The organism is Pseudomonas sp. MT3 (assembly GCF_054720805.1).
This window is the reverse complement of sequence record NZ_JBTVPY010000013.1, coordinates 159,868-184,531: the sequence shown is the minus strand read 5'-3', so window position 1 is coordinate 184,531 and position 24,664 is coordinate 159,868. Positions and strand designations below refer to the sequence as shown.

Below are 24,664 nucleotides of genomic sequence, written 5' to 3'. Positions count from 1 at the left end.
CTCATTATGAGGCTTGGAGGTGTCTACGAAACTAGGGGCGATTCACCTTATGTGAAGTACGAAAAATCCAGCGAGGCCATTCGACTGGTCCCGATCAGGGGAGAGTCAGAGGAAATGGCCGAGGGGCGCCCCTGGCAGTTCACTACCACCCTGATGGAGCTCATCGACGGCAAGCCCAATGGCGAATACACCGTCGTGTCACAAGGCGCCTTGATCTACGGCTTCACCTATAAAGGCAAGAACGGGAAAGTGGTCGAGTTTCATCTAAACGAAGAAGCGTACGACCCCGATCAACCAGACTGCGTATGGAAGTAAGGAGCTATAGGGGATAGCGATCTTCTCCTCTGCCTCTGCATCCACTTCCAGCCGCACATGCACCGCGAAGCGGAGACCGTGGCATTTGCCCACCCACCCCGTCTCTGCTAGTGTCGCGAGGTTTCCGAATACCCCGCCGAGATGTCCGCATGGCCCGCAAGAAAGCTCCCCTCGACTTCGAACAGTCCCTCGCCGAGCTGCAAACGCTGGTGGAGCGCCTGGAAAGCGGCGAACTGTCGCTGGAGGACTCGCTGGGTGCCTTCGAGCAGGGCATCCGCCTGACCCGTGACTGCCAGGCGGCGCTGACCCTGGCGGAGCAGAAGGTGCAGATCCTGCTGGAACGCGACGGCGAGTTGAGCGAAGCGCCCTTCGATCCGGAAGGCGACGACGCATGATCGCTGCGTACCAGGCGCGCTGCACGGCGCGTGTCGATGCTGCGCTGGAAAAACTCTTCGTCGCCCCCCGTGAAGAACTCACCCGCATCTATGCCGCCATGCGCTACAGCGTGGTCAACGGCGGCAAGCGCGTGCGCCCGCTGCTGGCCTACGCGGCCTGCGAGGCGCTTGGCGGCGAGGCCGAACGTGCCGATGGCGCGGCCTGCGCGGTGGAGCTGATCCACGCCTATTCTCTGGTGCACGATGACCTGCCGGCGATGGACGACGACGATCTGCGCCGCGGCCAGCCGACCACCCACATCGCCTTCGACGAAGCCTGCGCGATCCTCGCCGGCGACGGCCTGCAGACGCTGGCGTTCGAGGTGATCGGTAACGCCGAGCTGAATCCGCAGGAGGCCCAGATCCGCCTGGACATGCTGATGATCCTGACCCGCGCTTCCGGTTCCGCCGGGATGGTCGGCGGGCAGGCCATCGACCTGGAGTCGGTAGGCCGCATGATCGACCAGGCGGCGCTGGAGACCATGCACCGGCACAAGACCGGCGCGCTGATCGAGGCCAGCGTGCAGCTCGGCGCCCTCGCCAGCGGCCGCGCCACGACCGAGGCGCTGGAAGCCCTGCGCCGCTATGCCGAGGCCGTGGGCCTGGCGTTCCAGGTACAGGACGACATCCTCGACGTGGAAAGCGACACCGCCACCCTCGGCAAAACCCAGGGCAAGGACCAGGCTCACGACAAGCCGACCTACCCCGCCCTGCTCGGCCTCGACGCCGCCAAGGCCTATGCCCTCGCCCTGCGCGACCAGGCGCTGGCCGCGCTGGAAGGTTTTGGCGACAACGCCGAGCCGCTACGCGCGCTGGCCCGCTACATCGTCGAACGCCGCAACTGATCGCCCGGCACGCGCATTGCGTGTGCAAATCCCGTGAGGCACCCATTGCGATGACCGCTGGCCGGTACTTCACTGCATGGCAAGGATTTCGTATACCATATCCGACATCTGCCACCTGACCGGACCGCATCGTGCCGCTACGCAACGCCCCCAACCTGGGTATCGTTCCCTCCGCCTCGGAGACCATCGCCAAGCACCTGCGCGAGGCGATCATCTCCGGCCAGATGGCGGAGCACGAGCCGATCCGCCAGGACGACATCGCGCAGATCTTCAACGTCAGCAAGATCCCCGTGCGCGAGGCGCTCAAGCGCCTGGAAGCCGAGGGCCTGGTGGAGTTCCAGCGCAACAAGGGCGCGCTGGTGACGAAGATTTCCGAGCCGGAACTGGCGCAGATGTTCGAGGTGCGCGTGGTGCTGGAAGTCCAGGCGCTGCGCCTGGCGATCCCCAACATGAGCGACGCGACCTTCGCCCGCGCCGAGAGCATCTGTGCCGAGTTCGTCGGCGAGGATGACATCGGCCGCTGGGCCGAGCTGAACTGGCAACTGCACGCCTGCCTCTACGAGCCGGCGCAGCGGCCGTACCTGGTGGGGCTGATCCGCTCGATCCACGACAAGGTGGAACGCTACCTGCGCCTGCAGATGAGCATGTCCGACGGCAAGGAACGCGCCGACCACGAGCATCACGACATCCTCGACGCCTGCCGCGCCGGCGATGCCGACCGCGCCGCACGCCTGCTGGAAGAGCACATCAACGGCGTCTGCCGCACGCTCTACGAGCACCTGCCGAATCGCCCCACGCCGAGCTGACCGAAAACTATCGCTGTGCCGATTTCATCATCGGCCCGGCGGAAAACCCTCAAGCTGCAATCCCCGCCTCGCGCCACCCTAGGGTCAATCGCAAGACCACCTCAGGGGGCAGCATGAAACGCATCCAGGTTCTCGATTCCCATACCGGCGGCGAACCCACGCGCCTGGTGCTCGACGGCTTCCCCGATCTGGGCAATGGCAGCATGGCCGAGCGCCGCGCGCTGCTGGCCAGGGAGCACGACAGCTGGCGCGCCGCGACCGTGCTGGAGCCGCGCGGCAGCGACGTGCTGGTCGGCGCGCTGCTCTGCGAACCGGTGGACCCGAGCGCCTGTGCCGGGGTGATCTTCTTCAACAACACCGGCTACCTGGGCATGTGCGGCCACGGCACCATCGGCCTGGTGGTCTCGCTGGCGCACCTGGGGCGCATCGGCCCCGGTACGCACAAGATCGAGACGCCGGTGGGCAGCGTCGAAGCGACCCTGCACGACGACCGCTCGGTGAGTGTGCGCAACGTCCCCTCCTACCGCTACCGCAAGCAGGCGCCGGTGGATGTGCCCGGCCACGGCCTGGTGCACGGCGACATCGCCTGGGGCGGCAACTGGTTCTTCCTGATTGCCGATCACGGCCTGCGTGTGGCCGGCGACAACCTCGACGAACTGACCGCCTACACCGTCGCCGTGCAGAAGGCGCTGGAAGACCAGGGCATCCGCGGCGAGGACGGCGGGCTGATCGACCATATCGAGCTGTTCGCCGACGATCCCGACGCGGACAGCCGCAACTATGTGCTCTGCCCCGGCAAGGCCTACGACCGCTCGCCCTGCGGCACCGGCACCAGTGCCAAGCTGGCGTGCCTGGCGGCCGACGGCAAGCTCGCCGCCGGGGAGTCCTGGCGCCAGGCCAGCGTGATCGGCAGCCAGTTCGAGGGCCGCTTCGAGTGGGCCGGCGCGCCGGGCGAAGGACGGATCATCCCGACCATCCGTGGCCGGGCCAACATCAGCGCCGAAGCCACCCTGCTGCTGGAAGAGGACGACCCGTTCGCCTGGGGCATCCGCCCGTGAGCGATGCCGACATCATCGTCATCGGCGCCGGCATAGTCGGCGCCGCCTGCGCCCACGCCCTGGCCCGCCGCGGGCTGGATGTGCTGGTGCTGGACGCGCGCCTGCCCGGCGCCACCGCCGTCGGCATGGGCCACCTGCTGGTCCTCGACGACAACGCCGCCGAACTGGCGCTGAGCAACTACTCGCTGCAACGCTGGCGCGAGTGGGGCCACGACATGCCCGCCGAATGCGCCTACCGCATCAACGGCACGATGTGGCTGGCCGCCAATGATGAAGAGATGGCCGAAGCGGAACGCAAGTTCGCCGTCCTGCGCGAACACGGCGTCGCCGCGAAATTGCTGAACAGCACGGAGCTGCAACAGGAGGAACCCGAGCTGCGCAAGGACCTGCACGGCGGGCTGGAAATCACCGGCGACGGCATTCTCTACGCGCCGCGCGCCGCCGCCTGGCTGCTGGAATCGGCGCTGAAACCGATCCGCCAGCGCCAGGCAAAAGTGATGGAAATCGACGAGCCCCGCGTGCGCCTCGACAACGGCCAGTGGCTGAGCGCCGAGTCCGTGGTGCTGGCCAACGGCATCCAGGCCGGCGAGCTGTGCCCCGGCCTGCCCATCGAGCCGAAGAAGGGCCACCTGCTGATCACCGATCGCTACCCCGGCAAGGTGCGCCGCACCCTGGTCGAGCTGGGCTACGTGACCAGCGCGCACAACGCCAGCGGCCCGTCGGTGGCCTGCAACATCCAGCCACGCCCCACCGGCCAGCTGTTCATCGGCGCCTCGCGGCAGTTCGGCACCACCGACCCGCAGGTGGAAGGCTGGATGCTGGCGAAGATGCTGCGCCGCGCCGTGGATTACATGCCGGGCCTCGCCAACCTCAACGTGATCCGCAGCTGGGCGGGCTTTCGCGCCGCCAGTCCCGACGGCATGCCCCTGGTGGGCGAACACCCGCAGCGCCCCGGCCTGTGGCTGGCGGTCGGCCACGAAGGCCTGGGTGTGACCACCGCCCCCGGCACCGCCGACCTGCTCGCCGCGCAGCTGTGCGATGAGCCGCTGCCGCTGCCGGCCGAACCCTATTCCCCGCACCGCTTCCTCGGAGCCAATGCCCATGCCTGAGCTGATCCTCGACGGCCGCTCGCTGCGGGTCGCCGCCGGCACCACGGTCGCCGCTGCGCTCGCCCTGGGCGGTGACGGCACCACACGGACCTCGGTCAGCGGCCAGCGCCGCGCGCCACTGTGCGGCATGGGCGTGTGCCAGGAGTGCCGGGTGAGCATCGACGGCCAGCGCCGCCTGGCCTGCCAGACCCTGTGCCGCGACGGCATGCAGGTGGAGACCCGCCCATGAACGCTGCGGCCGATATCGTCATCATCGGCGCCGGCCCGGCCGGGCTGTCCGCCGCCCTCGCCGCCGCGCCGAGCGGCGCCAACATCGTCATCCTCGACGACAACCCGCTGCCCGGCGGGCAGATCTGGCGCGACGGCCCCAATGCACAGCTGCCGCGTGCCGCCGTCGAGCTGCGCGAGCAAGTTGCCGCCTGCGCCAATATCAGGATTCACAATGGGACGCGCGTGGTCGCGCTGGCTGGCGAGCGCGGCCTGCTGCTGGAAGACTTCGAGCGCGGCTGGCGGCTGGACTACCGCAAACTGATCCTCTGCACCGGCGCCCGCGAGCTGCTGCTGCCCTTCCCCGGCTGGACGCTACCCGGCGTCACCGGCGCGGGCGGCTTGCAAGCGTTGGTCAAAGGCGGCGTGCCGGTCGATGGGCAGCGCGCGGTGATCGCAGGCAGCGGCCCGTTGCTGCTCGCCAGCGCCGCCACTGCCCGCGCCAACGGCGCGAAAATCCTGCGCATCGCCGAGCAGGCGTCCTGGCCTGCACTCGCGCGTTTCGCCATGAAGCTGCCGCGCTGGCCGAACAAACTGCTGCAGTCCTTCGGCCTGTACGACCCGGCCTACCGCGCTGATAGCCATGTGGTCGCCGCCCTGGGTCGCGATCAGCTGGAAGGCGTACGCATCAACCAGGGCGGCAAGCTGAAGGAAATCGCCTGCGACCGGCTGGCCTGCGGCTTTGGCCTGATTCCCAACGTGCAGCTCGGCCAGGCGCTGGGCTGCACGGTGGACGACGGCGCGATCCGCGTCGATGCCTGGCAGGCGAGCAGTCGCGATGGCATCTACGCGGCGGGCGAATGCACCGGCTTCGGCGGCTCGGAGAAAGCCCTGGTGGAGGGCCGTATCGCTGGCCACGCGGCGGTGGGGGAACACAACCGCGCCCGCGAGCTCTGGTCGCAGCGCCAGCGCTGGCAGGGCTTCGCCGATGCCCTGAAGCGCGATTTCGTCCTCGACCCGCGCCTGAACCAGTTGGCCCAGCCGGACACCCTCGTCTGCCGCTGCGAAGACGTGCCCTACTCGGCGCTGGCCGACAAACCCGACTGGACCGCCGCCAAGCTGGCCAGCCGCTGCGGCATGGGCGCCTGCCAGGGCCGCGTGTGCGGCGCAGCGGCGAAGCAGCTGTTCGGCTGGCAACCGCCGTCCCCGCGCCCGCCCTTCAGCCCGGCGCGGGTAGAGACCCTGTTGCAGCTCGCCGAAGACTGAAGGAGCAGGCTACGACGTGGGAGGCTCAGCTCAGGCAGAACACGCGCAGGCGATGACCATCCGGGTCAAGCGCGGTGAAGGTGTAGCCGAAATCCATCTGCGTCGGCGCCTGGACGATCTCGACGCCATGCTGCTGCCAGTCCCGGTGCAGGCGCAGCACTTCGGCGTGGCTCTGCACCGGGATCCCCAGTTCACTGCCGCCGGCTTGCGTATCAGCACTCGGCTGCACGTCAGTACGCGTCCAGAGGCCGAATTTCAGACCACTGTCGAAGACAAACAGCGCAAAGGTCGATGCGCTTTCTACCGGATCGCGCTGCAGCAGTTCGGTGTAGAAGCCGGCGCTGCGCTCGGCACTGTCGACGTAGAAAATGAGCATGTTCGGACTGACCATGGATAACTCCTTCCTGTTAAATGAGCCGGCCTCATTGCCGGCCACTACAGGCTATGGCGAGCCACTGTCAGTTTCTGGCAGCAGTCATTCACTGCGCCGCGATGGCATGGCGCGCGTACCAGTCCTTGAGCAGCGCCTGGCGCCGGCGCGGGTAGCGCTCCGCCAGACTGCCGACCCGCTCCATACGGTCGAGCCGGAAGTGCCGCAGGTCCTCGCGCAGCTCGCACCAGGCCATCACTACCCGGGCCTGCTCGAAGTAGCCCAGGCCGAACGGCCAAACCACCCGCTCGGTGAACTGGCCAGCGGCGTCCCGGTAGGCAAACTGCAGCTTGCGCTGCTGGCGGATGCAGTCCCGCACCTGGCCAAGCAATTCGTCAGATACCCCGTCCACGGGGCGGCTGCCCACCAGCAGGGCGTTGCTCTCCAGTTCCAGGCGCAGGTTGGCCGGCAGCACCGAGCCGACCTTGGCCAGCACGTCACGCGCGGCCGACGCCAAGATCCGGTCGCCATGCCGGCTGACCCAGCGCATGCCCAGCACCAACGCCTCGATCTCTTCCAGCGAGAACATCAGCGGCGGCAGTTCGAAGCCCGGCCGCAGCACGTAGCCGACACCTGCCTCACCTTCAATGTTGGCGCCCTGCTGCTGCAACGTGGCGATGTCCCGATACAGCGTGCGCAGGCTGACGCCCAACTCCTCGGCGAGCTGTCGCCCGGATACGGGCAGGCGATGGCGCCGCAGGACTTGCAGCAGGTCGAGCAGGCGCTGGGCTCGGGACATCGTCAGTACTCAGAGGGGAAAAATCGGCCCGCTACTCCAGCACGCCGACGCAGTGCGGACAACTGCAAGGAATCGACACATCCAAACCTCGTAGGGCACATAACGCCTCGAGCGTTATCCACCACTCGCCGCCGCTTCGGGGCCAAGGCGGCGGATAAAGCGTGCCGCTTTATCCGCCCTGCGAGTTGACAGCGACCCGCCACCTCGCCACTTTGCACCGTACCTTTCGCCATGTTCCGACAGCCGACCCGCTTCCCGATGCACGACCTGATCCCCCAGGGCGCCCGCGACCTGGACAGCCTGCTGCAGACTTTCCGGCAGATAGCCCCGCTGCTCGATGCCATGCCCGGCGTGGTGTTCTTCATCAAGGACACCGCGGCACGCTACGTGCTGGTCAACCAGACCCTGGCCCGGCGCTGCGGCGTGAAGGATGCCAGCGAACTGCTCGGGCGCACCGCCGAAGAGGTCTTCCCCTCGCGCTTCGGCCCGGTCTACACCGAGCAGGACCGCCGCGTACTGGAAACCGGCGGCCAGCTCAGCGATCAGTTGGAGCTGCACCTCTACCCCGGCCGCCAGCCCGGCTGGTGCCTGACCCACAAGCTGGCGCTGCGCGATGCCGGCGGCGCGGTGATCGGCATGGCGGGGATTTCCAGCGACCTGCAGGCGGCGCAATCCACGCATCCGGCCTATCAGCGCCTGGCGGCGGTGGATGCCTATATCCGCGAGCATTTCGACAAGCCGATCAATCTCGGCGAGCTGACCAAGCTGGCCGGGCTGTCCGTCGCCCAGCTCGAGCGCCACTGCAAGCGCATCTTCCAGCTCACTCCGCGGCAGATGATCCACAAGGCGCGCCTGGGCGCGGCCACCCGCCTGCTGGGCGAAGACCTGCCGATCACCGAGATCGCCCTGCGCTGCGGCTACACCGACCACAGCGCCTTCAGCCGGCAGTTCCGCGCGCTGACCGGGCTGTCGCCGACGCAGTACCGCGATTCCCAGACCGCTCCCAATCAGTTGTAGGAGCGCCCCGTGGGTGCGATCGCGAGCATGGCCCATTCCGGCGGCGAATCACGAGCCCCATCGTAGGGCGGATAACTCCTACGGCGTTATCCGCCATCAGTCCAGCCGCGGAATGGCGATAGAGCGTGCCGCTTTATGCGTCCTACGAGATCCATACGGCGCATGCCTGAGCGGTTCGCGAGCAAGCTCGCTCCTACGAAAAGCCATCCCTCTGTAGGAGAGAGCTTGCTCGCGAACACTTTTCCACCCCGATCCGCAGAAACCCGCCGAGTGCTCCCATAAGGGGCAACGAAACGCGCTCCTGCTTCATTTGGTAACAGCGCGCGGAACCCGCCTACGGTTGATTCGCAAGGCTCCCAGCAACCAGCCCCCCAAACACCGGGCTCTGCGACCCACGGGTCACGCCCGAGCGGTTTCTGGCACATGCCTTGCTCTAAAAAATATCGTATACGAAATCCATAATACAAAAACTGCTGCACAACACTGACTCAGAGAGGCCCCCATGAAATTCAGTCGAATCGCTGTCGCCCTCACCGCTGTTGCCAGTACTTTTCTCGTCGGCCAGGCCCAGGCCGACAAACTCGATGACATCATCGAGTCCGGCAAGCTGCGCTGCGCCGTCACCCTGGACTTCCCGCCCATGGGTTCGCGCGATGCGCAGAACAATCCGGTCGGCTTCGACGTGGACTACTGCAACGACCTGGCGAAGGTGCTGGGCGTGACCGCCGAAGTCGTCGAGACGCCCTTCCCCGACCGTATCCCCGCGCTGGTCTCCGGCCGCGCCGACGTGATCGTCGCTTCCACCTCCGACACCCTGGAGCGCGCCAAGACGGTCGCCATGACCATCCCCTACTTCGCCTTCCAGATGGTGGTGCTGACCCGCGAGGACACCGGCATCACCAAGTACGACGACCTCAAGGACCGTCCGGTGGGCAACACCAGCGGCACCTATGAAGCTATCGCCCTGGAGAAGGACGTGAAGAAGTGGGCCGGCAAGGGCAGCTTCCGCGCCTACCAGAGCCAGAACGACACCATCCTCGCCGTCGCCCAGGGCCACATCGACGCCACCGTGGTGACCAACACCGTCGCCGCTTCCACCTTGAAGTCCGGCAAGTACAAGGGCCTGAAGGTCGTGGGCAATGCGCCCTATGTGATCGACTACGTCTCGCTGGCCGCTGCGCGCAACGAATACGGCCTGATCCACTACCTCAACCTCTTCGTCAACCAGCAGGTCCGTACCGGCCGCTACGCCGAGCTGTACGAGAAGTGGGTCGGCGGCAAGCCGGTCGATCTCACCGTTCCGAACGTGTACTACTGACGGCGGGCGAACCATGTCTTCGATGCAGGCTTCAAGGGTGCGGGACACCAGCCTTACCGGGCGGGTCCTGATGGGGGGTAGCGCCGAAGGGGCGCTGCTCCATGCCGACACCGGGCTGAGCTTCTGGGGAGGCGTCGAGCCTTTCACGGGCGAGGTCATCGACCGCCACCATCCGCTTTCGGGCAGCTTCCTGCCCGGCAGGGTGCTGGCGATTCCCAGCGGACGCGGCTCCTGTACCGGCAGCAGCGTGATGCTGGAGATTCTGCTCAACGGCCATGCGCCGGCAGCGCTGCTGCTGGCCGAGCCGGATGAAATCCTCACCCTCGGTGTACTGGTGGCGCAGGCGTTGTTCGGCCGCTCCATCCCGGTGCTGTGCCTGGGTAGCGAGGGTTTCGAGCAGTTGGCCGCGGGCGGCTGGGCCCGTATCGAAGACGGTCAGGTAACACTCACCGCCGAGCGCCCTGCCGATGGTTGGCAGGGCGTAATGGCCAGCGATGCCGGCCCGCTGCCGGAAGGCCTGGCGTTGAATGCCGGCGACCACGAGCTGCTCGACGGCAAGCACGGCAAGGCCGCCCAGGCCGCCATGCAGATCGTCCTGCGCATGGCCGCGCTGCAAGGCGCAAAAGACCTGCTCGATGTCGCCCAGGCGCACATCGACGGCTGCATCTATACCGGCCCCGCGAGCCTGCGCTTCGCCCGCCAGTTGGCGGACTGGGGCGGCAAGGTGAAGGTGCCGACCACCCTCAATTCCATCTCCGTGGACCACCGCCGCTGGCGCGAGCTGGGCGTCGACAAGGCCTTCGGCGAACCCGCCGCCGCGCTGGGCGATGCCTACATGGAGATGGGCGCGCAGATGAGTTACACCTGCGCGCCCTACCTGCTGGACAGCAAGCCGAGCCTGGGCGAGCAAGTCGTGTGGGCCGAGTCCAACGCCGTCGTCTACGCCAACAGCGTACTCGGCGCGCGCACCCTGAAGTACCCGGATTACCTCGACATCTGCATCGCCCTCACCGGCCGCGCGCCGAACGTCGGCAGCCACCGCGACGAAGGCCGGCTGGCCACGCTGCGGATCAATGTCGAACTGCCGGCCGAGCACGACGAATCGATCTTCCCGCTGCTGGGCTACCACATCGGCGAGCTGTGCGGTTCGCGCATCCCGGTGGTCGACGGCCTGCAACCGCTCGCTCCGGACAGCGATGCGCTGAAAGCCTTCGGCGCGGCCTTCGCCACAACATCCGCGGCACCGATGTTCCACATCGCCGGGGTCACCCCGGAAGCACCGGACGCCGACACTGCCCTGGGCAGCAAGGCGCCGCTGCAACACCTGCGCGTCACCCCGGCCGACCTGATCGCCTCCTGGCGCGAACTGGACCACGCCAGCGAGCCGACCGTGCAACTGGTATCGCTGGGCAACCCGCACTTCTCCGCCAGCGAATGCGCCGATCTCGCCAGGCTGGTCGCCGGGCGCCGCAAGCATCCGGGCGTCGCGCTGGTCATCGCCCTCGGCCGCGCGGTGCAGGAAAAGGCCCGCGCCGCCGGCGACGTGAAGGTGCTGGAGGACTTCGGCGCGCAACTGCTCAACGACACCTGCTGGTGCATGATCGGCGAGCCGGTGATCCCGCCGCAGTGCACCACGCTGATGACCAACTCGGCAAAGTACGCTCACTACGGTCCAGGACTGGCCGGGCGCCAGGTGCATTTCGGCAGCCTGGCCGCCTGCGTCGAGGCGGCCTGTAGCGGACGCGGCGACGGCGGCGTACCACGCTGGCTGAGCGAGGGGGTGCGCTGATGTTCAACTACAGCTTCCACTGGCGCTCGGCCTTCAAGGCCCTGCCGGACATGCTCGGCGGCGCCTGGGTGACCCTGGAAACCGCCGCGCTGTCGATGATCCTCGGCGTGCTCATCGCGCTGCTGCTGACCGTCATGCGGCAGATGAAGAATCCGTTGCTCAAGGGTTTCGCCGACACCTGGGTGTCCATCGCGCGCAACACCCCGTCGCTGTTCCAGATCTACATCCTGTACTTCGGCCTGGGCTCCTTCGGCCTGCACGTCAGCTCCTGGGTGGCGCTGCTGGCGGGGATCACCTTCAACAACGCCGGCTACCTGGCGGAGAACTTCCGCGGCGGCCTCAAGGCCGTGCCGGACACCCAGATGCGCGCCGCGCGCTCGCTGGGCATGAGCGCCTTCCAGGCGTACCGGATGATCATCGTTCCGCAGCTCTTGCGCATCGTCTATTACCCGCTCACGAACCAGATGGTCTGGGCGGTGCTGATGACGTCGCTGGGCGTGGTGGTGGGCCTGAACAACGACCTCACCGGCGTGACCCAGGACTACAACGTGCGCACCTTCCGCACCTTCGAGTACTTCGCCCTCGCGGCGGTCCTCTACTACATCATCGCCAAGGTCATCGTGGCGGTCGCCCGCCTGCTGAGCTGGCGGTTGTTCCGCTACTAGGAGAAGCGCGCATGTTTTCCACGAGCTTCACCGTCAATGACCTGATGTTCCTGCTGCAAGGGGCCTGGGTCACCGTCAAGCTGACCGTCGGCGCCATGCTCATCGGCACCCTCGCCGGCATCGTGCTGGGCTGGCTGCGCGCCGCCCTGCCGCGCGCCACGATGCCGGTCGGCTGGTTCCTCGACATCTTCCGCAGCGTGCCGCTGCTGATCCAGTTCGTGCTGTTCAACTCGCTGAAAAGCATCGTCGGCCTGAACTGGAGCGCCTTCACCGTCGGCTGCCTGGTACTGGGCGTCTACGCGGCGGCGTTCTGCACCGAGATCATCCGCAGCGGCATCCTCGCCGTCGGTCCGAACATCCGACGGGCGAGCCGCTCGCTGGGTCTGACCTACTGGCAGGACCTGCGCTACATCGTGCTGCCGCTGGCCGCGCGGGTGGCCTTCCCCGGCTGGCTGAACCTGGTGCTGGGAGTGATGAAGGACACCGCGCTGGTCATGTGGATCGGCATCGTCGAACTGCTCCGCGCCTCGCAGACCATCGTGACGCGCATCCAGGAACCCCTGCTGGTGCTGTGCATCGCCGGGGTCATCTATTACCTCATGAGTTGGGTCGTGGCGCGCCTCGGTGCCCGGCTGGAACAAAGGTGGCAGGAAAATGATTGAAATCGACAACGTGCACAAAGCCTACGGCGATCTGGAAGTGGTCAAGGGCGTGAGCCTGACCGTGAAGAAAGGCGAGGTGGTCTCGATCATCGGTGGCTCGGGTTCGGGCAAGTCCACCCTGCTGATGTGCATCAACGGCCTGGAGCCGATCCAGCGCGGCAAGATCCGCGTCGACGGCATCGAGGTCCACGCCAAGACCACCGACCTGAACAAGCTGCGGCAGAAGATCGGCATCGTCTTCCAGCAGTGGAACGCCTTCCCGCACCTCACCGTGCTGGAGAACGTCATGCTCGCCCCGCGCAAGGTGCTGGGCCTGTCCAAGGAAGCTGCCGAAGCGATGGCGGTGAAGCAGCTCAAGCACGTGGGCCTGGGCGACAAGCTCAAGGTGTTCCCGCAGAAGCTTTCCGGCGGGCAGCAGCAGCGCATGGCGATCGCCCGCGCGCTGGCCATGTCGCCGGACTACATGCTGTTCGACGAAGCCACCTCGGCGCTCGACCCACAGTTGGTGGGCGAGGTGCTCGACACCATGCGCCTGCTGGCCGAAGAGGGCATGACGATGGTCCTGGTGACCCATGAAATCCGCTTCGCCCGCGACGTGTCCGACCGCGTCGCGTTCTTCCGCGAAGGACTGGTGCACGAGATCGGCACGCCGGATCAGGTGATCGGCAACCCGCAGCGGGCGGAGACGGCGGAGTTTCTGCGGTCGGTGAACTAGGCCGTCGGTAAACAAGAGATAGGAGCCCCTCACCCTAGCCCTCTCCCGCAAGCGGGAGAGGGGACCGTTCGGTGAAGGATGAAACCACAGCGTCAGCCGGCACGACCTGCCCCCTCTCCCTCTGGGAGAGGGCTGGGGTGAGGGCGGTCTGACACGGAGCCAGGAGACAGCCATGCGTTCAAGCAAGATCATCCACGTGGTCAGTTGCCACGCCGAAGGCGAGGTCGGCGACGTCATCGTCGGCGGCGTCGCCCCGCCGCCGGGCGATACCGTGTGGGCGCAGTCGCGCTTCATCGCCAGCGACAACGTGCTGCGCAACTTCGTCCTCAACGAGCCGCGCGGTGGCGTGTTCCGACATGTGAACCTGCTGGTGCCGCCGAAGGACCCGCGCGCGCAGATGGCCTGGATCATCATGGAACCGGCCGACGTGCCGCCCATGTCCGGCTCCAACTCGCTGTGCGTCAGCACCGTGCTGCTCGACAGCGGCATCCTGCCGATGCAGGAGCCACAGACGCGCCTGACCCTGGAAGCGCCCGGCGGGCTGATCGAAGCGGTGGCCGACTGCAAGGACGGCAAGGTGCAGCGCGTGGAAGTGCGCAACCTGCCCTCCTTCGCCGACAAGCTGGACGCCTGGATCGAGGTGGAAGGCCTCGGCTCGCTGCAGGTGGATACCGCCTACGGCGGCGACAGTTTCGTGCTCACCGACGCCCACAAGCTGGGCTTCACCCTGCACGCCTCGGAGGCCGCCGACCTGGTCGCCACCGGCCTGAAGATCACCCGGGCGGCGAACCAGCAACTGGGCTTCCAGCATCCGGAAAACCACGACTGGGCGCACATCTCCTTCTGCCAGCTGACCGCTCCGGTGGAACGCGTCGATGGCGTGCTGCACGGCCGCAACGCGGTGGTCATCCGCCCCGGCAAGATCGACCGCTCGCCCTGTGGCACCGGTTGCTCGGCGCGCATGGCGGTGCTGCATGCCAAGGGCCAGCTGAAGGACGGCGAACGCTTCGTCGGCCACTCGATCATCAATTCCAAGTTCCACTGCCGCATCGACGGCCTCACCAGCGTCGGCGGCAAACCGGCGATCCACCCGTGCATTTCCGGCCGTGCCTGGATCACCGGCACCCACCAGCACCTGCTCGACCCGTCCGATCCGTGGCCCGAAGGCTACCGGCTCTCGGACACCTGGCCGAACGGTTACTGATTACCCCCTTTCCACCCTGATTCGCCGCGTAGCGGCACCCGACGACGAAATGCTGTGGGATTTCCTTCAGACATTTCGTATACGAAATACGACAATTGGAGACAAACATGAGCAAGAAGGTCAATTGGAGTGGCGTGTTCCCCGCGGTGACCACTCAGTTCAACGACGATTTCTCGGTCAACCTGGAAGCCACCCACAAAGTGATCTCCAACCTGGTGCGCGATGGCGTGTCGGGCCTGGTGGTGTGCGGCAGCGTGGGCGAGAACACCTCGTTGTCCATCGAAGAGAAGATGGCCGTCACCGAAGTCGCCAAGGACGCCTCCGGCGGCCGCGTGCCGGTGATCTGCGGCATCGCCGAGTTCACCAGCCACGGCGCCTCGCAGGTGGCCAAGGCGGTGCAGAAGGTCGGCGTCGACGGCATCATGGTGATGCCCGCGCTGGTCTACTCCTCCAAGCCACATGAAACCGTCGCGCACTTCCGCAGCGTGGCCACCAGCACCGACCTGCCGGTGATGGTCTACAACAACCCGCCGATCTATAAGAACGACGTCACCCCGGACATCCTCATCTCCCTGGCCGACTGCGAGAACATCGTCTGCTTCAAGGACAGCTCCGGCGACACCCGCCGCTTCATCGACGTGCGCAATGAAGTGGGCGACCGCTTCATCCTCTTCGCCGGCCTCGACGACGTGGTCCTGGAGAGCATCGCGGTGGGCGCCGAGGGCTGGATTTCCGGCATGTCCAACGTCTTCCCGCAGGAAGGCGAGACCATCTTCCGCCTGTGCAAGGCCGGTCGCTATGAAGAAGCCATGCCGATCTACGAATGGCTGATGCCGATCCTCCACCTCGACGCCCGCCCGGACCTGGTGCAGTGCATCAAGCTCTGCGAAGAGATCGCCGGCCGCGGCACCGCCCTCACCCGCCCGCCGCGCCTGGCGCTGCAGGGCGCTGATCGCGAGCACGTGGAGAAGATCATGGCCAAGGCGCTGGCGAACCGGCCGAAGCTGCCGGATGTGGGGCTTTAACCGGACCACCCTCACCCCCGCCCTGGCTGCGCGCCCCGATCCAGAGGGAGAGGGAGTAGGTCGTGCCGGCTGACGCCCAGGCTTCAGCCGGCACGGAGGGTCCCCTCGCCCTCCGGGAGAGGGGCAGGGTGAGGGGCTCTTTCGCTATCGCACCCTTCGACGATCAGAGACGCCCAACATGACCGCCCACAACTTCATCGCCGGCCAGCGCATCGGCGCCGGCACTGTCCGCCTGCAGAGCCTCGACGCCAGCACCGGCGAAGCCCTGCCCCGGGAATTCCTCCAGGCCACCGAGGCCGAAGTCGACGCCGCCGCCCGCGCCGCCGAAGCCGCCTTCCCGGCCTACAACGCGCTGTCGCCGGAACGCCGCGCGCAGTTCCTCGACGCCATCGCCACTGAGCTGGAAACCCTCGGCGACGACTTCATCGCCACCGTCTGCCGCGAGACCGCCCTGCCCGCCGCACGCATCCAGGGCGAGCGGGGCCGCACCGCGAACCAGATGCGCCTGTTCGCCAAGGTCCTGCGCCGTGGCGACTTCCTCGGCGCGCGCATCGACCGCGCATTGCCCGAGCGCCAGCCGCTGCCGCGTCCGGACCTGCGCCAGTACCGCACCGGCGTCGGCCCGGTGGCCGTGTTCGGCGCCAGCAACTTCCCGCTGGCCTTCTCCACCGCCGGTGGCGACACCGCCGCGGCGCTGGCTGCCGGCTGCCCGGTGGTGGTCAAGGCCCACAGCGGCCACATGGCCACCGCCGAACTCGTCGGCGAGGCGATCACCCGCGCGGCCGAAGCCACCGGTATGCCAGCCGGCGTGTTCAACATGATCTACGGCGCCGGCGTCGGCGAGCCGCTGGTCAGGCACCCGGCGATCCAGGCGGTCGGCTTCACCGGCTCGCTCAAGGGCGGCCGCGCACTGTGCGATCTCGCTGCCGCGCGCCCACAGCCGATCCCGGTGTTCGCCGAGATGAGCAGCATCAACCCCGTCCTCGTGTTGCCCGCCGCCCTGGAAGCACGCGGCGAGAAAATCGCCCGCGAGCTGGTGGATTCGGTGGTCATGGGCTGCGGCCAGTTCTGCACCAACCCCGGCCTGGTGATCGGCATCGCCTCGCCGGCGTTCAGCCTGTTCGTCGCCAACCTGATCGCCGAGATCGGCCAGCGCCCGGCGCAGACCATGCTCAACACCGGCACCCTGAAGAGCTACGAGAAAGGCATCGCCCGCCTGCTTGCCCATCCCGCCGTGCGCCACCTCGCCGGCCAGCCGCAGGAGGGCAACCAGGCGCTGCCGCAGCTGTTCCAGGCCAAGGCCGAACTGCTATTGGCAGGCGAGGAGTTGCTGCAGGAAGAAGTCTTCGGCCCGACTAGCATCCTCGTCGAGGTGGCCGACGAAGCCGAACTGCACCGCGCGCTGGATGGCCTGCACGGCCAGCTTACCGCCACCCTGATCGCCGAGACCGAGGACCTGACGCACTTCGCCGCATTGGTGCCGGCGCTGGAGCGCAAGGCCGGGCGCCTGCTGATCAACGGCTACCCCACCGGCGTGGAAGTCTGCGATGCGATGGTCCACGGCGGCCCGTATCCGGCGACCTCCGACGCGCGCGGCACCTCGGTCGGCAGCCTGGCCATCGACCGCTTCCTGCGCCCGGTGTGTTACCAGAACTACCCCGACGCGCTGCTGCCCGATGCGCTGAAGGACGCCAACCCGCTGGGCATCGCGCGGCTGGTGGACGGCGAGACGACGCGCAGCGCGGTGATTCGCTGAGTACGGGAATGAACTGTCGACGCGGTCTCTGCTCTTCGTAAGAGCGAGCTTGCTCGCGAACCAACCTTCGTTGCTGGGGTGGGTTCGCGAGCAAGCTCGCTCCTACAGGGTGAACTCGTTACTGCAGCAGCTTGCGCAAATCGGCATACAGCGAATCGCTGATCTCCACGCCTTCTGCCAGGCTGCGCTGGCGCGCCGCGAAACGCCGCTGCGACGGCAGGCGCGCGCCCATGTCGACGATGGAGTCGAACAGCTTCTCCGCCCGCGCCAGATGCTGCGGAGCGTCCGCGCCGAGGAAGCGCGCCGGGTCCAGCGCGATCAGCAGTTCGCCGTGATAGGGCGAGGACCTGGTGCCCTCGTCGAACACCGAGGATTCCGCGCTGGTCAGGTCGCCGATCAGCGGACCGGCAATCAGCTCCACCATGGTCGCCAGCGCCGAGCCCTTGTGTCCGCCGAAGGTCAGCATGGCGCCCTCGAGCACCGCGCTCGGGTCGGTGCTGGGGCTGCCCTGGGCATCGATACCCCAGCCCAGCGGGATCGACTTGCCCTCGCGCTCGTGCAACTGGATTTCCCCGCGCGCCACCACTGTGGTGGCGAAGTCGAAGACATAGGGATCGTTCTCGCCACGGGGCCAACCGAAGGCGATGGGGTTGGTGCCGAACAACGGTCGGGTTCCGCCGGCCGGCGCCACGTAGGCCTGGGCCGGGGTGACCGCCAGCGCGACCAGGCCCTGGGCGGTGATCCGCTCGATCTCCACCCACAGGGCCGAGAAATGCACGCAATGGTTGATCGCCAGCGCCGCCAGGCCCTGGCTGCGGGCCTTCTCCGCCAGCTTCGGCAGTCCCAGGTCGAAGGCGCACTGGGAAAATCCGCCCTTGGCATCCACGCGCACCAGCGCGGGCGCAGGCTCGGACAACTCCGGCACGGCATCAGGCACCACCTTGCCGGCGCGCACCGTGTGGATGCAGCCCAGCAGGCGCCAGACCCCGTGGGACGTGCAGCCATCGCGTTCGCCGGCCAGCACGGTATCGGTCACCGCCTGTACGTGGGGTTCGCTGAAGCCGTTGTGGCGCAGGATCGCCACCGCCAGTTCACGCAGTTCATCCAGACTCAATCGGATCACGCCGTCCTCCTCGATCCCTGCCAATCGTTTCCGCCCGCTGCGGCAATCCGCCACCGGGTCGGGGCTGAGTCTACAGTGGCCGCTCAGGCCCCATCCCGCTTGCGCGCAATCGGCGACCGTGACGACGATTTCGGCACAGCGGGGTAGCCACGATCCGACCATCCGGTCGTCCGAAGGATTGGCCCCACGTTGCTTGGGCCAATCCGGAGCTTCGGGTAAACTTCCGCATCTTTGCCTTCTCATAACGATCAGCCTGATGCCCACGACGTTTCACGAGATTCCCCGCGCGCGCCCCGCGACGCCCCTGCTCGACCGTGCCAGCACGCCCGTCGAGCTGCGCCGGCTGGGCGAAGCGGAGCTGCTGACCCTCGCTGACGAACTGCGCCAGTACCTGCTGTACAGCGTCGGCCAGACCGGCGGCCATTTCGGCGCAGGCCTTGGCGTGATCGAGCTGACAGTGGCCCTGCACTACGTCTTCGACACCCCGGACGACCGTCTGGTGTGGGACGTCGGCCACCAGGCCTACCCGCACAAGATCCTCACCGGTCGCCGCGAGCGCATGGGCAGCCTGCGCCAGAAGGACGGCCTGGCCGCCTTCCCGCGCCGCTCGGAGAGCGAGTACGACACCTTTGGCGTCGGTCACTCCAGCACCTCCATCAGCGCCGCGCTGGGCATGGCCATTGCCGCGCGCATGCAGGGTTCCAACCGCAAGTCGGTGGCGGTGATCGGCGACGGCGCACTGACCGCCGGCATGGCCTTCGAGGCGCTCAACCACGCGTCGGAGGTCAAGGCCGACATGCTGGTGATCCTCAACGACAACGACATGTCGATCTCCAACAATGTCGGCGGCCTGTCCAACTACCTGGCCAAGATCCTCTCCAGCCGCACCTACAGCAGCATGCGCGAAGGCAGCAAGAAGGTGCTCTCGCGCCTGCCCGGCGCCTGGGAGATCGCCCGCCGCACCGAGGAATACGCCAAGGGCATGCTGGTCCCCGGCACGCTCTTCGAGGAGCTGGGCTGGAACTACATCGGCCCCATCGACGGCCACGACCTGCCGACCCTGATCGCCACCCTGCGCAACATGCGTGACCTCAAGGGCCCGCAGTTCCTCCACGTGGTGACCAAGAAGGGCAAGGGCTTCGGCCCGGCCGAGATCGACCCGATCGGCTACCACGCGATCACCAAGCTGGAAACCGAAGGCGCCGCCCACGCCGCGCCGAAGAAGGCCGGCGGGCCGAAGTACTCCAGCGTGTTCGGCCAGTGGCTGTGCGACATGGCCGCCCAGGACCCGCGCCTGGTCGGCATCACCCCGGCCATGAAGGAAGGCTCCGACCTGGTCGCCTTCGCCGACAGATTCCCGGACCGCTACTTCGATGTCGCCATCGCCGAGCAGCACGCCGTGACCCTCGCGGCCGGCATGGCCTGCGACGGCGCAAAGCCCGTGGTGGCGATCTACTCCACCTTCCTGCAGCGCGGCTACGACCAGCTGATCCACGACGTCGCGGTGCAGAACCTCGACGTGCTGTTCGCCATCGACCGCGCCGGTCTGGTGGGCGAAGACGGCCCGACCCACGCCGGCAGCTTCGACCTCTCCTACCTGCGCTGCATCCCCGGCATGCTGGTGATGACCCCCAGCGACGAGAACGAACTGCGCAAGCTGCTCACCACCGGCCATCACTTCGAAGGCCCGGCGGCGGTGCGCTACCCGCGCGGCACCGGCCCCAACGCTCCCATCGAGGCGGCGCTGGCACCGGTCGAGATCGGCAAGGGCGTGGTGCGCCGTGAAGGCAAGGCCGGCAAGGTTGCCTTCCTGGTGTTCGGCGTGCAACTGGCCGAAGCGCTGAAAGTGGCGGAGCAGTTCGATGCCACGGTCGCCGACATGCGCTTCGTCAAGCCGCTGGACGAGGAACTGGTGCGCCAGCTGGCCGCCAGCCACGAGCTGCTGGTGACCGTCGAGGAGAACTCGGTGATGGGCGGCGCCGGCGCCGCCGTCAGCGAATTCCTCGCCCGCGAGAACCTCCAGCAGCCGATCCTGCACCTGGGCCTGCCGGACTACTACGTCGAGCACGCCAAGCCCGCGCAGATGCTCGCGGAGTGCGGGCTAGACACCGCCGGCATCGAAGCCTCGGTGAAGGCGCGCCTGGAGGCCCTCGGCAAGCGCTGAGACCGATCGGCGCATCCCTCCCCGGGAGTATTGCCAGTGACGGGCGCACCGACTAAGGTGCGCCCGTTTTCGTTCGAGGTAACGGGAAGCAGGTGAAAGACCTGCGCTGCCCCCGCAACGGTAACCGACGCGCCCCTCACGGAGCGCAGCATCGCCATCCGCCACTGCTGAATGCGGGAAGGCGGCGATGTGACGTCGGCAGCCCGGAGACCGCCCTCGACACGCCCCGACAGGTGTTGCGGAGGGCCGCACCGTCAAGTGCGGCCTGCCGCCCTTGCCACGCCCTCCTCGAAAGTCATCCGACCGCTTTTGAGGACGCTCCATGAAACTGCCCCGACTCGCCCTGGCCACCAGCCTGCTGCCCGGCCTGGCCTTCGCCGCCGACGACATCTACCGGCTCTCCGACCAGGTGATCACCTCCGCACGCCAGGCCCAGCCGCGCGCCGAAGCCACTTCGGCCAACAGCGTATTCACCCGTGCCGACATCGAGCGGCTACAAGTGCGCAGCGTGCCCGCCCTGCTCGCCCGCGTGCCTGGCGTGCAGATGGGCAGCTCCGGCGGCGTGGTCTCGTACTCCGTGCGCGGCACCAGCACCGCGCAGACCCTGGTGCTGGTGGACGGCCAGCGCGTCGCCTCCGCCAGCAGCGGCATCGCCCGCCTGGACTACCTGAGCATCGACAGCATCGAGCGCGTCGAGGTGACCCGCGGCCCGCGCTCCGCCCTGTACGGCGCCGACGCCATTGGCGGGGTCATCCAGATCTTCACCCGTCGCGGCGAAGCCGGCCTGCACCCCGAAGTGCGCCTGGCTGCCGGCAGCCACGGCACCTTCGAACGCAGCCTGAGCCTGTCCGGCGGCGACGAGCAGACCCGCTACAACCTCGGCGGCAGCCTCGACGAGAGCCAGGGCTGGGATCGCACCAGCGACAACGTCGGCGCCGACAACGATCACGACGCCCAGCGCAACAAGGCCGTGCACCTGAACCTGGACCACCGTTTCAGCGAGGACTGGAAGGCCGGCCTGAACCTCAACGACCAGCGCGGCAAGAACGAATACGACGACGCCTACAACTTCGAGCCGGGCTCGCCCCGCGACGAATTCCGCGTCAGCAGCTACAGCGCCTACCTCGACGGCCAGATCACGAAGATGTGGAACAGCCGCCTGGAACTGGGCCGCAGCTTCGACCGCAACAAGGCCGTGGGCGCCGCCGACAGCTGGAACAACGGCACGCTGGGAACCACCCGCCACTCGGCGAGCTGGATCAACCGCCTGCGACTGGACGATGCCAATCAGCTGGCGCTGGGCACCGACTGGTACGAAGACAAGGTCGACGGCACCACCGCCTTTGCCGACGACCAGCGCAGCAACCGTGCCTTCTTCGCCCAGCACAGCTTCAAGGGCGACAGCTTCGGCACCGAGCTGGGTATCCGCCACGACAACAACCAGGCCTACGGCAGCCAGAACAGCTGGAACGCCGCCTTCAGCCTGCCGGTGGGCGACAGCCAGACCTGGATCGCCAGCTACGGCGAAGGCTTCCGCGCGCCGACCTTCAGCGACCTCTACTACCCCGGCGCGAGCAACCCGGACCTCAAGGCCGAGACCTCGAAGACCTACGAGCTGCAATGGCGCGGTGACTTCTCGGGCACACACCTGGAAGCCTCGCTGTACCGCACCGAAATCGACGACATGATTGCCTGGGACAGCAACAGCAATCAGCCGGAGAACATCAACAAGGCGCGCATCAATGGCTTCGAGACCAGCGTCGCCCGCGACGTGCTGGGCTGGCAGGCCGCGCTCGGCCTGAGCCTGATCGACCCGCGCGACCGCGACACCGGCCACACCCTGCCATACCGCGCGCGGCGCACCCTGAGCCTGGACCTGGATCGCCAGTTCGGCGCCTTCGGCGTCGGCGGCACCTGGCGTGCGGTCAGCCAACGCTACGACGACGCGGCCAACACCCGCGAACTGTCCGGCTACGGCGTGCTCGACCTGCGCACCAGCTGGCTGGCCAGCGATGAGATTCGCTTCGACCTGAAGCTGGATAACGCCCTGGATCGCAACTACACCCTGGGCGACTACCTGCGCCCGACCAGCCCGATGGACTTCATGGGCGAAGCCCGCCCCTACCGCGAACCGGGGCGCACCGCGCTGCTGGCGGTGACCTGGACGCCGGAGCTGTAAGGGAAGCGGCCTGACGGCCCCTCACCCTGCCCCTGGCTACGCACCCGCTCCGGAGGGAGAGGGACTGTCCTGGCAGGCTCAAGATTCGGCGCCCTCACCCCTTGGGAGAGGGCTGGGGTGAGGCGCACCGGTATCGAACAGAGCCTCCGTAGGAGTGGATTCATCCGCGATGCTCCTGCGTGGCCGACACCAATCGCGGACGAAGTCCGCTCCTACGCCGGGCCTGTGGAATAGTGGGAAGTCGGTTCGCGAGCAAGCTCGCTCCTACAAAAAGCGGCCCGGTGTAGCTCCGATGTCTCAGCGCGTGCTGAACCCTGTAGGAGCGAGCTTGCTCGCGAACCCGCCCAGCAGCGGGCCTAGAGCACTCCCGCCATTCGCCCCAACTGCGCGCAATCCTGCGCATGCCAGTCGGTCAGCTCGGGCCAGGGGTTATCCGGAAGGTTGACCAACGCACTGTGCGCACCCGCCGCGCGGGCGCAATCGAGGTCGAAGCGGTAGTCGCCGACCATCAGCATCCGCTGCGGCGCCACGTCCCAGCGCGCGGCCAGGCGCAGCAGGCCGTCCGGGCTGGGCTTGGGATCGGCCTCGCCACGGCCGAGGATGTCGCCGCTGTGGAAACAATCGCCCACCCCAATGGCGGCCAGGGTGATCAGCGCCAGCTCATGGGCGTTGCGGGTGAGGATGCCCAGGCGGTAGCCGGCCCCGTGCAACGCGCGCACCAGCGCCACCGCACCGGGCGCCGCAATGGAGGCCACCGCCAGTTCGCGCTCATGCTCCAGCAGCCAGGCGTGCTTGGCCGCCGCCTCGTCCTCCGGCAATGCCGCGAGGTGGGAGAGGATGTCGTGTTCCTGGGGAATGCCCAAGGCCCGCTTGATCGCCGGGAAGTCGTGCACCGCCAGGGTCAGGGTACCGTCCATGTCGAACACCCAGTGGCGGATGTCGCCGAGTTTCACGACCAATCCTCGCGATGACGAATCAGGCCTTCCTGGGTGGTGGACGCGACCAGTTGGCCGTCGCGGTTGAAGATGCTGCCGCGCACGAAGCCGCGGCCATTGCCGGCCCAGGGGCTGTCCATCGCATAGAGCAGCCACTCGTCCGCGCGCAGGTCGCGGTGGAACCACACGGAATGGTCGATGGTGGCAACCTGCATGTCCTTCTGCCACACCGAATGCCCGTGAGGCAGTAGCGAGGTGGTGAGGAAGCCGAAATCCGAGGCGTAGGCGAGGATGTACTTGTGCAGCGCCGGGATGTCCGGCAGCTTGCCGTCGGCGCGCAGCCAGAGGTACTTGATCGGCTCGCCGACCTGCGCCTCGTAGGGGTCGTTCTGGGTGACCGGGCGGATCTCGATGGGTTTGGGATACAGCAGTTTGTCGCGGATCAGTTCGGGGAACTGCTCGGCGCTGCGCTGCTTGAGCTCGAGATCCGTGGGCAGGTTCTCCGGGCCAACCACGTCAGGCATCGGGATCTGGTGCTGGAAGCCCTCCTCGTCGGTCTGGAAGGAGGTGCTCAGGGCGAAGATCGGCTGGCCCTTCTGGATCGCGGTGACGCGCCGGGTGCTGAAGGTGCCGCCGTCGCGCACGCGGTCGACCTGGTAGACGACCGGCTTGCTGGCATCCCCCGGGCGCAGGAAGTAGCCGTGCATCGAGTGCACGTGGCGCTCCGGGTCTACGGTCTGGCTGGCCGCCGACAGCGCCTGGCCGAGCACCTGCCCGCCGTACAGCTGGCGGAACCCGAGGTCCTGGCTCATGCCGCGAAACAGGTTTTCCTCGATGGGTTCCAGGCTCAACAGAGCGACCAGGTTGTCCAGGATCAGGGTCATGCGCTTTCCTCGAAAGACT

General features: G+C 67.4%; 23 protein-coding genes, 1 pseudogene and 1 riboswitch. Of the genes and pseudogenes, 19 read left to right on the top strand and 5 right to left on the bottom strand.

What is annotated here, in order from left to right; genetic code table 11:
• From ACYCAX_RS15675 to ACYCAX_RS15640, 8 genes and pseudogenes are all read left to right on the top strand, one after another.
• Positions 1-315, top strand: a pseudogene (locus tag ACYCAX_RS15675) (hypothetical protein); the annotation flags it as partial.
• A gap of 149 nt (positions 316-464) precedes the next feature.
• A complete protein-coding gene (locus tag ACYCAX_RS15670) occupies positions 465-710 on the top strand; it encodes an exodeoxyribonuclease VII small subunit (RefSeq protein ID WP_294981110.1) in 246 nt (81 codons plus the stop codon).
• Entirely contained in the window at positions 707-1,594 is an 888-nt protein-coding gene (ispA, locus tag ACYCAX_RS15665) for a (2E,6E)-farnesyl diphosphate synthase (protein WP_460248367.1), read from the top strand. Before ACYCAX_RS15670 ends, ispA begins: the two co-directional genes overlap by 4 nt.
• Before the next feature lie 131 nt (positions 1,595-1,725).
• Positions 1,726-2,400, top strand: coding sequence for a GntR family transcriptional regulator (locus tag ACYCAX_RS15660; RefSeq protein ID WP_015475512.1), 675 nt, complete (start codon positions 1,726-1,728; stop codon positions 2,398-2,400).
• A gap of 113 nt (positions 2,401-2,513) precedes the next feature.
• Positions 2,514-3,458 carry a 4-hydroxyproline epimerase gene (locus ACYCAX_RS15655; RefSeq protein WP_015475511.1) on the top strand — a complete coding sequence of 315 codons (945 nt, stop codon included), beginning with the start codon at positions 2,514-2,516 and terminating at the stop codon, positions 3,456-3,458.
• Positions 3,455-4,567 (top strand): NAD(P)/FAD-dependent oxidoreductase, encoded by a 1,113-nt coding sequence (locus tag ACYCAX_RS15650; protein ID WP_460248366.1) that lies wholly within the window; start codon positions 3,455-3,457, stop codon positions 4,565-4,567. The genes ACYCAX_RS15655 and ACYCAX_RS15650 overlap by 4 nt, the downstream gene beginning before the upstream one ends.
• A complete protein-coding gene (locus ACYCAX_RS15645; RefSeq protein WP_015475509.1) occupies positions 4,560-4,796 on the top strand; it encodes a 2Fe-2S iron-sulfur cluster-binding protein in 237 nt (78 codons plus the stop codon). The genes ACYCAX_RS15650 and ACYCAX_RS15645 overlap by 8 nt, the downstream gene beginning before the upstream one ends.
• Positions 4,793-6,040 carry an FAD-dependent oxidoreductase gene (locus tag ACYCAX_RS15640; RefSeq protein ID WP_460248365.1) on the top strand — a complete coding sequence of 416 codons (1,248 nt, stop codon included), beginning with the start codon at positions 4,793-4,795 and terminating at the stop codon, positions 6,038-6,040. The genes ACYCAX_RS15645 and ACYCAX_RS15640 overlap by 4 nt, the downstream gene beginning before the upstream one ends.
• 25 nt (positions 6,041-6,065) lie before the next feature.
• Here ACYCAX_RS15640 and ACYCAX_RS15635 read toward each other — a convergent pair whose 3' ends face one another.
• Both ACYCAX_RS15635 and ACYCAX_RS15630 read right to left on the bottom strand, forming a co-directional pair.
• A complete protein-coding gene (locus tag ACYCAX_RS15635; RefSeq protein WP_015475507.1) occupies positions 6,066-6,431 on the bottom strand; it encodes a VOC family protein in 366 nt (121 codons plus the stop codon).
• Positions 6,432-6,519: 88 nt separating this feature from the next.
• Positions 6,520-7,209 (bottom strand): helix-turn-helix transcriptional regulator, encoded by a 690-nt coding sequence (locus ACYCAX_RS15630; RefSeq protein ID WP_460248364.1) that lies wholly within the window; start codon positions 7,207-7,209, stop codon positions 6,520-6,522.
• 231 nt (positions 7,210-7,440) lie between these two features.
• Between ACYCAX_RS15630 and ACYCAX_RS15625 the strand changes: the two genes are divergently transcribed.
• From ACYCAX_RS15625 to ACYCAX_RS15585, 9 genes are all read left to right on the top strand, one after another.
• Positions 7,441-8,226, top strand: a complete 786-nt coding sequence (locus tag ACYCAX_RS15625) for a helix-turn-helix domain-containing protein (protein WP_460248363.1) — start codon at positions 7,441-7,443, stop codon at positions 8,224-8,226.
• A 502-nt stretch (positions 8,227-8,728) separates the two neighbouring features.
• Complete coding sequence (locus tag ACYCAX_RS15620; protein ID WP_294981438.1) at positions 8,729-9,544, top strand: ABC transporter substrate-binding protein; 816 nt, start codon at positions 8,729-8,731, stop codon at positions 9,542-9,544.
• A gap of 70 nt (positions 9,545-9,614) precedes the next feature.
• Positions 9,615-11,333 (top strand): cis-3-hydroxy-L-proline dehydratase, encoded by a 1,719-nt coding sequence (gene lhpI / locus ACYCAX_RS15615; protein ID WP_460248372.1) that lies wholly within the window; start codon positions 9,615-9,617, stop codon positions 11,331-11,333.
• Complete coding sequence (locus ACYCAX_RS15610; protein ID WP_015475502.1) at positions 11,333-11,998, top strand: amino acid ABC transporter permease; 666 nt, start codon at positions 11,333-11,335, stop codon at positions 11,996-11,998. Before lhpI ends, ACYCAX_RS15610 begins: the two co-directional genes overlap by 1 nt.
• An 11-nt stretch (positions 11,999-12,009) precedes the next feature.
• Complete coding sequence (locus ACYCAX_RS15605; protein ID WP_294981442.1) at positions 12,010-12,660, top strand: amino acid ABC transporter permease; 651 nt, start codon at positions 12,010-12,012, stop codon at positions 12,658-12,660.
• Positions 12,653-13,375 (top strand): amino acid ABC transporter ATP-binding protein, encoded by a 723-nt coding sequence (locus ACYCAX_RS15600; RefSeq protein ID WP_294981444.1) that lies wholly within the window; start codon positions 12,653-12,655, stop codon positions 13,373-13,375. The genes ACYCAX_RS15605 and ACYCAX_RS15600 overlap by 8 nt, the downstream gene beginning before the upstream one ends.
• 172 nt (positions 13,376-13,547) lie before the next feature.
• Positions 13,548-14,579, top strand: coding sequence for a trans-3-hydroxy-L-proline dehydratase (locus ACYCAX_RS15595; RefSeq protein ID WP_460248362.1), 1,032 nt, complete (start codon positions 13,548-13,550; stop codon positions 14,577-14,579).
• Between the two features lie 107 nt (positions 14,580-14,686).
• On the top strand, positions 14,687-15,604 hold the full coding sequence (locus tag ACYCAX_RS15590; protein WP_460248361.1) for a dihydrodipicolinate synthase family protein: 918 nt from the start codon (positions 14,687-14,689) through the stop codon (positions 15,602-15,604).
• A 178-nt stretch (positions 15,605-15,782) separates the two neighbouring features.
• The gene (locus ACYCAX_RS15585) at positions 15,783-17,360 is read left to right on the top strand and encodes an aldehyde dehydrogenase (NADP(+)) (protein WP_460248360.1); all 1,578 of its coding nucleotides are present in this window, start codon (positions 15,783-15,785) and stop codon (positions 17,358-17,360) included.
• A gap of 118 nt (positions 17,361-17,478) precedes the next feature.
• Here ACYCAX_RS15585 and ACYCAX_RS15580 read toward each other — a convergent pair whose 3' ends face one another.
• Positions 17,479-18,483 (bottom strand): Ldh family oxidoreductase, encoded by a 1,005-nt coding sequence (locus ACYCAX_RS15580; protein WP_460248359.1) that lies wholly within the window; start codon positions 18,481-18,483, stop codon positions 17,479-17,481.
• Between the two features lie 256 nt (positions 18,484-18,739).
• Here ACYCAX_RS15580 and dxs point away from each other — a divergent pair, with 256 nt between their 5' ends.
• Both dxs and ACYCAX_RS15570 read left to right on the top strand, forming a co-directional pair.
• Complete coding sequence (gene dxs, locus ACYCAX_RS15575; RefSeq protein ID WP_460248358.1) at positions 18,740-20,647, top strand: 1-deoxy-D-xylulose-5-phosphate synthase; 1,908 nt, start codon at positions 18,740-18,742, stop codon at positions 20,645-20,647.
• Positions 20,648-20,688: 41 nt separating this feature from the next.
• Positions 20,689-20,863: riboswitch (cobalamin riboswitch) on the top strand.
• Between the two features lie 106 nt (positions 20,864-20,969).
• Positions 20,970-22,826 (top strand): TonB-dependent receptor domain-containing protein, encoded by a 1,857-nt coding sequence (locus ACYCAX_RS15570; protein ID WP_294977521.1) that lies wholly within the window; start codon positions 20,970-20,972, stop codon positions 22,824-22,826.
• Between the two features lie 356 nt (positions 22,827-23,182).
• On the opposite strand, the gene ACYCAX_RS15565 is transcribed toward ACYCAX_RS15570, so the two are convergent.
• On the bottom strand, positions 23,183-23,779 hold the full coding sequence (locus tag ACYCAX_RS15565) for an HAD family hydrolase (RefSeq protein WP_294977522.1): 597 nt from the start codon (positions 23,777-23,779) through the stop codon (positions 23,183-23,185).
• Complete coding sequence (gene tesB / locus ACYCAX_RS15560) at positions 23,776-24,645, bottom strand: acyl-CoA thioesterase II (RefSeq protein WP_294977523.1); 870 nt, start codon at positions 24,643-24,645, stop codon at positions 23,776-23,778. The genes ACYCAX_RS15565 and tesB overlap by 4 nt, the downstream gene beginning before the upstream one ends.
• Positions 24,646-24,664: the final 19 nt, after the last annotated feature.

Bases quoted from the DNA above. Each gene is read 5' to 3' on its own strand.
- ACYCAX_RS15670 (WP_294981110.1), top strand. From the start codon at position 465: ATGGCCCGCAAGAAAGCTCCCCTCGACTTCGAACAGTCCCTCGCCGAG.
- ispA (WP_460248367.1), top strand. From the start codon at position 707: ATGATCGCTGCGTACCAGGCGCGCTGCACGGCGCGTGTCGATGCTGCG.
- ACYCAX_RS15655 (WP_015475511.1), top strand. From the start codon at position 2,514: ATGAAACGCATCCAGGTTCTCGATTCCCATACCGGCGGCGAACCCACG.
- ACYCAX_RS15645 (WP_015475509.1), top strand. From the start codon at position 4,560: ATGCCTGAGCTGATCCTCGACGGCCGCTCGCTGCGGGTCGCCGCCGGC.
- ACYCAX_RS15640 (WP_460248365.1), top strand. From the start codon at position 4,793: ATGAACGCTGCGGCCGATATCGTCATCATCGGCGCCGGCCCGGCCGGG.
- ACYCAX_RS15635 (WP_015475507.1), bottom strand. From the start codon at position 6,431: ATGGTCAGTCCGAACATGCTCATTTTCTACGTCGACAGTGCCGAGCGC.
- ACYCAX_RS15630 (WP_460248364.1), bottom strand. From the start codon at position 7,209: ATGTCCCGAGCCCAGCGCCTGCTCGACCTGCTGCAAGTCCTGCGGCGC.
- ACYCAX_RS15625 (WP_460248363.1), top strand. From the start codon at position 7,441: ATGTTCCGACAGCCGACCCGCTTCCCGATGCACGACCTGATCCCCCAG.
- ACYCAX_RS15620 (WP_294981438.1), top strand. From the start codon at position 8,729: ATGAAATTCAGTCGAATCGCTGTCGCCCTCACCGCTGTTGCCAGTACT.
- lhpI (WP_460248372.1), top strand. From the start codon at position 9,615: ATGGGGGGTAGCGCCGAAGGGGCGCTGCTCCATGCCGACACCGGGCTG.
- ACYCAX_RS15610 (WP_015475502.1), top strand. From the start codon at position 11,333: ATGTTCAACTACAGCTTCCACTGGCGCTCGGCCTTCAAGGCCCTGCCG.
- ACYCAX_RS15605 (WP_294981442.1), top strand. From the start codon at position 12,010: ATGTTTTCCACGAGCTTCACCGTCAATGACCTGATGTTCCTGCTGCAA.
- ACYCAX_RS15600 (WP_294981444.1), top strand. From the start codon at position 12,653: ATGATTGAAATCGACAACGTGCACAAAGCCTACGGCGATCTGGAAGTG.
- ACYCAX_RS15595 (WP_460248362.1), top strand. From the start codon at position 13,548: ATGCGTTCAAGCAAGATCATCCACGTGGTCAGTTGCCACGCCGAAGGC.
- ACYCAX_RS15590 (WP_460248361.1), top strand. From the start codon at position 14,687: ATGAGCAAGAAGGTCAATTGGAGTGGCGTGTTCCCCGCGGTGACCACT.
- ACYCAX_RS15585 (WP_460248360.1), top strand. From the start codon at position 15,783: ATGACCGCCCACAACTTCATCGCCGGCCAGCGCATCGGCGCCGGCACT.
- dxs (WP_460248358.1), top strand. From the start codon at position 18,740: ATGCCCACGACGTTTCACGAGATTCCCCGCGCGCGCCCCGCGACGCCC.
- ACYCAX_RS15570 (WP_294977521.1), top strand. From the start codon at position 20,970: ATGAAACTGCCCCGACTCGCCCTGGCCACCAGCCTGCTGCCCGGCCTG.
- tesB (WP_294977523.1), bottom strand. From the start codon at position 24,645: ATGACCCTGATCCTGGACAACCTGGTCGCTCTGTTGAGCCTGGAACCC.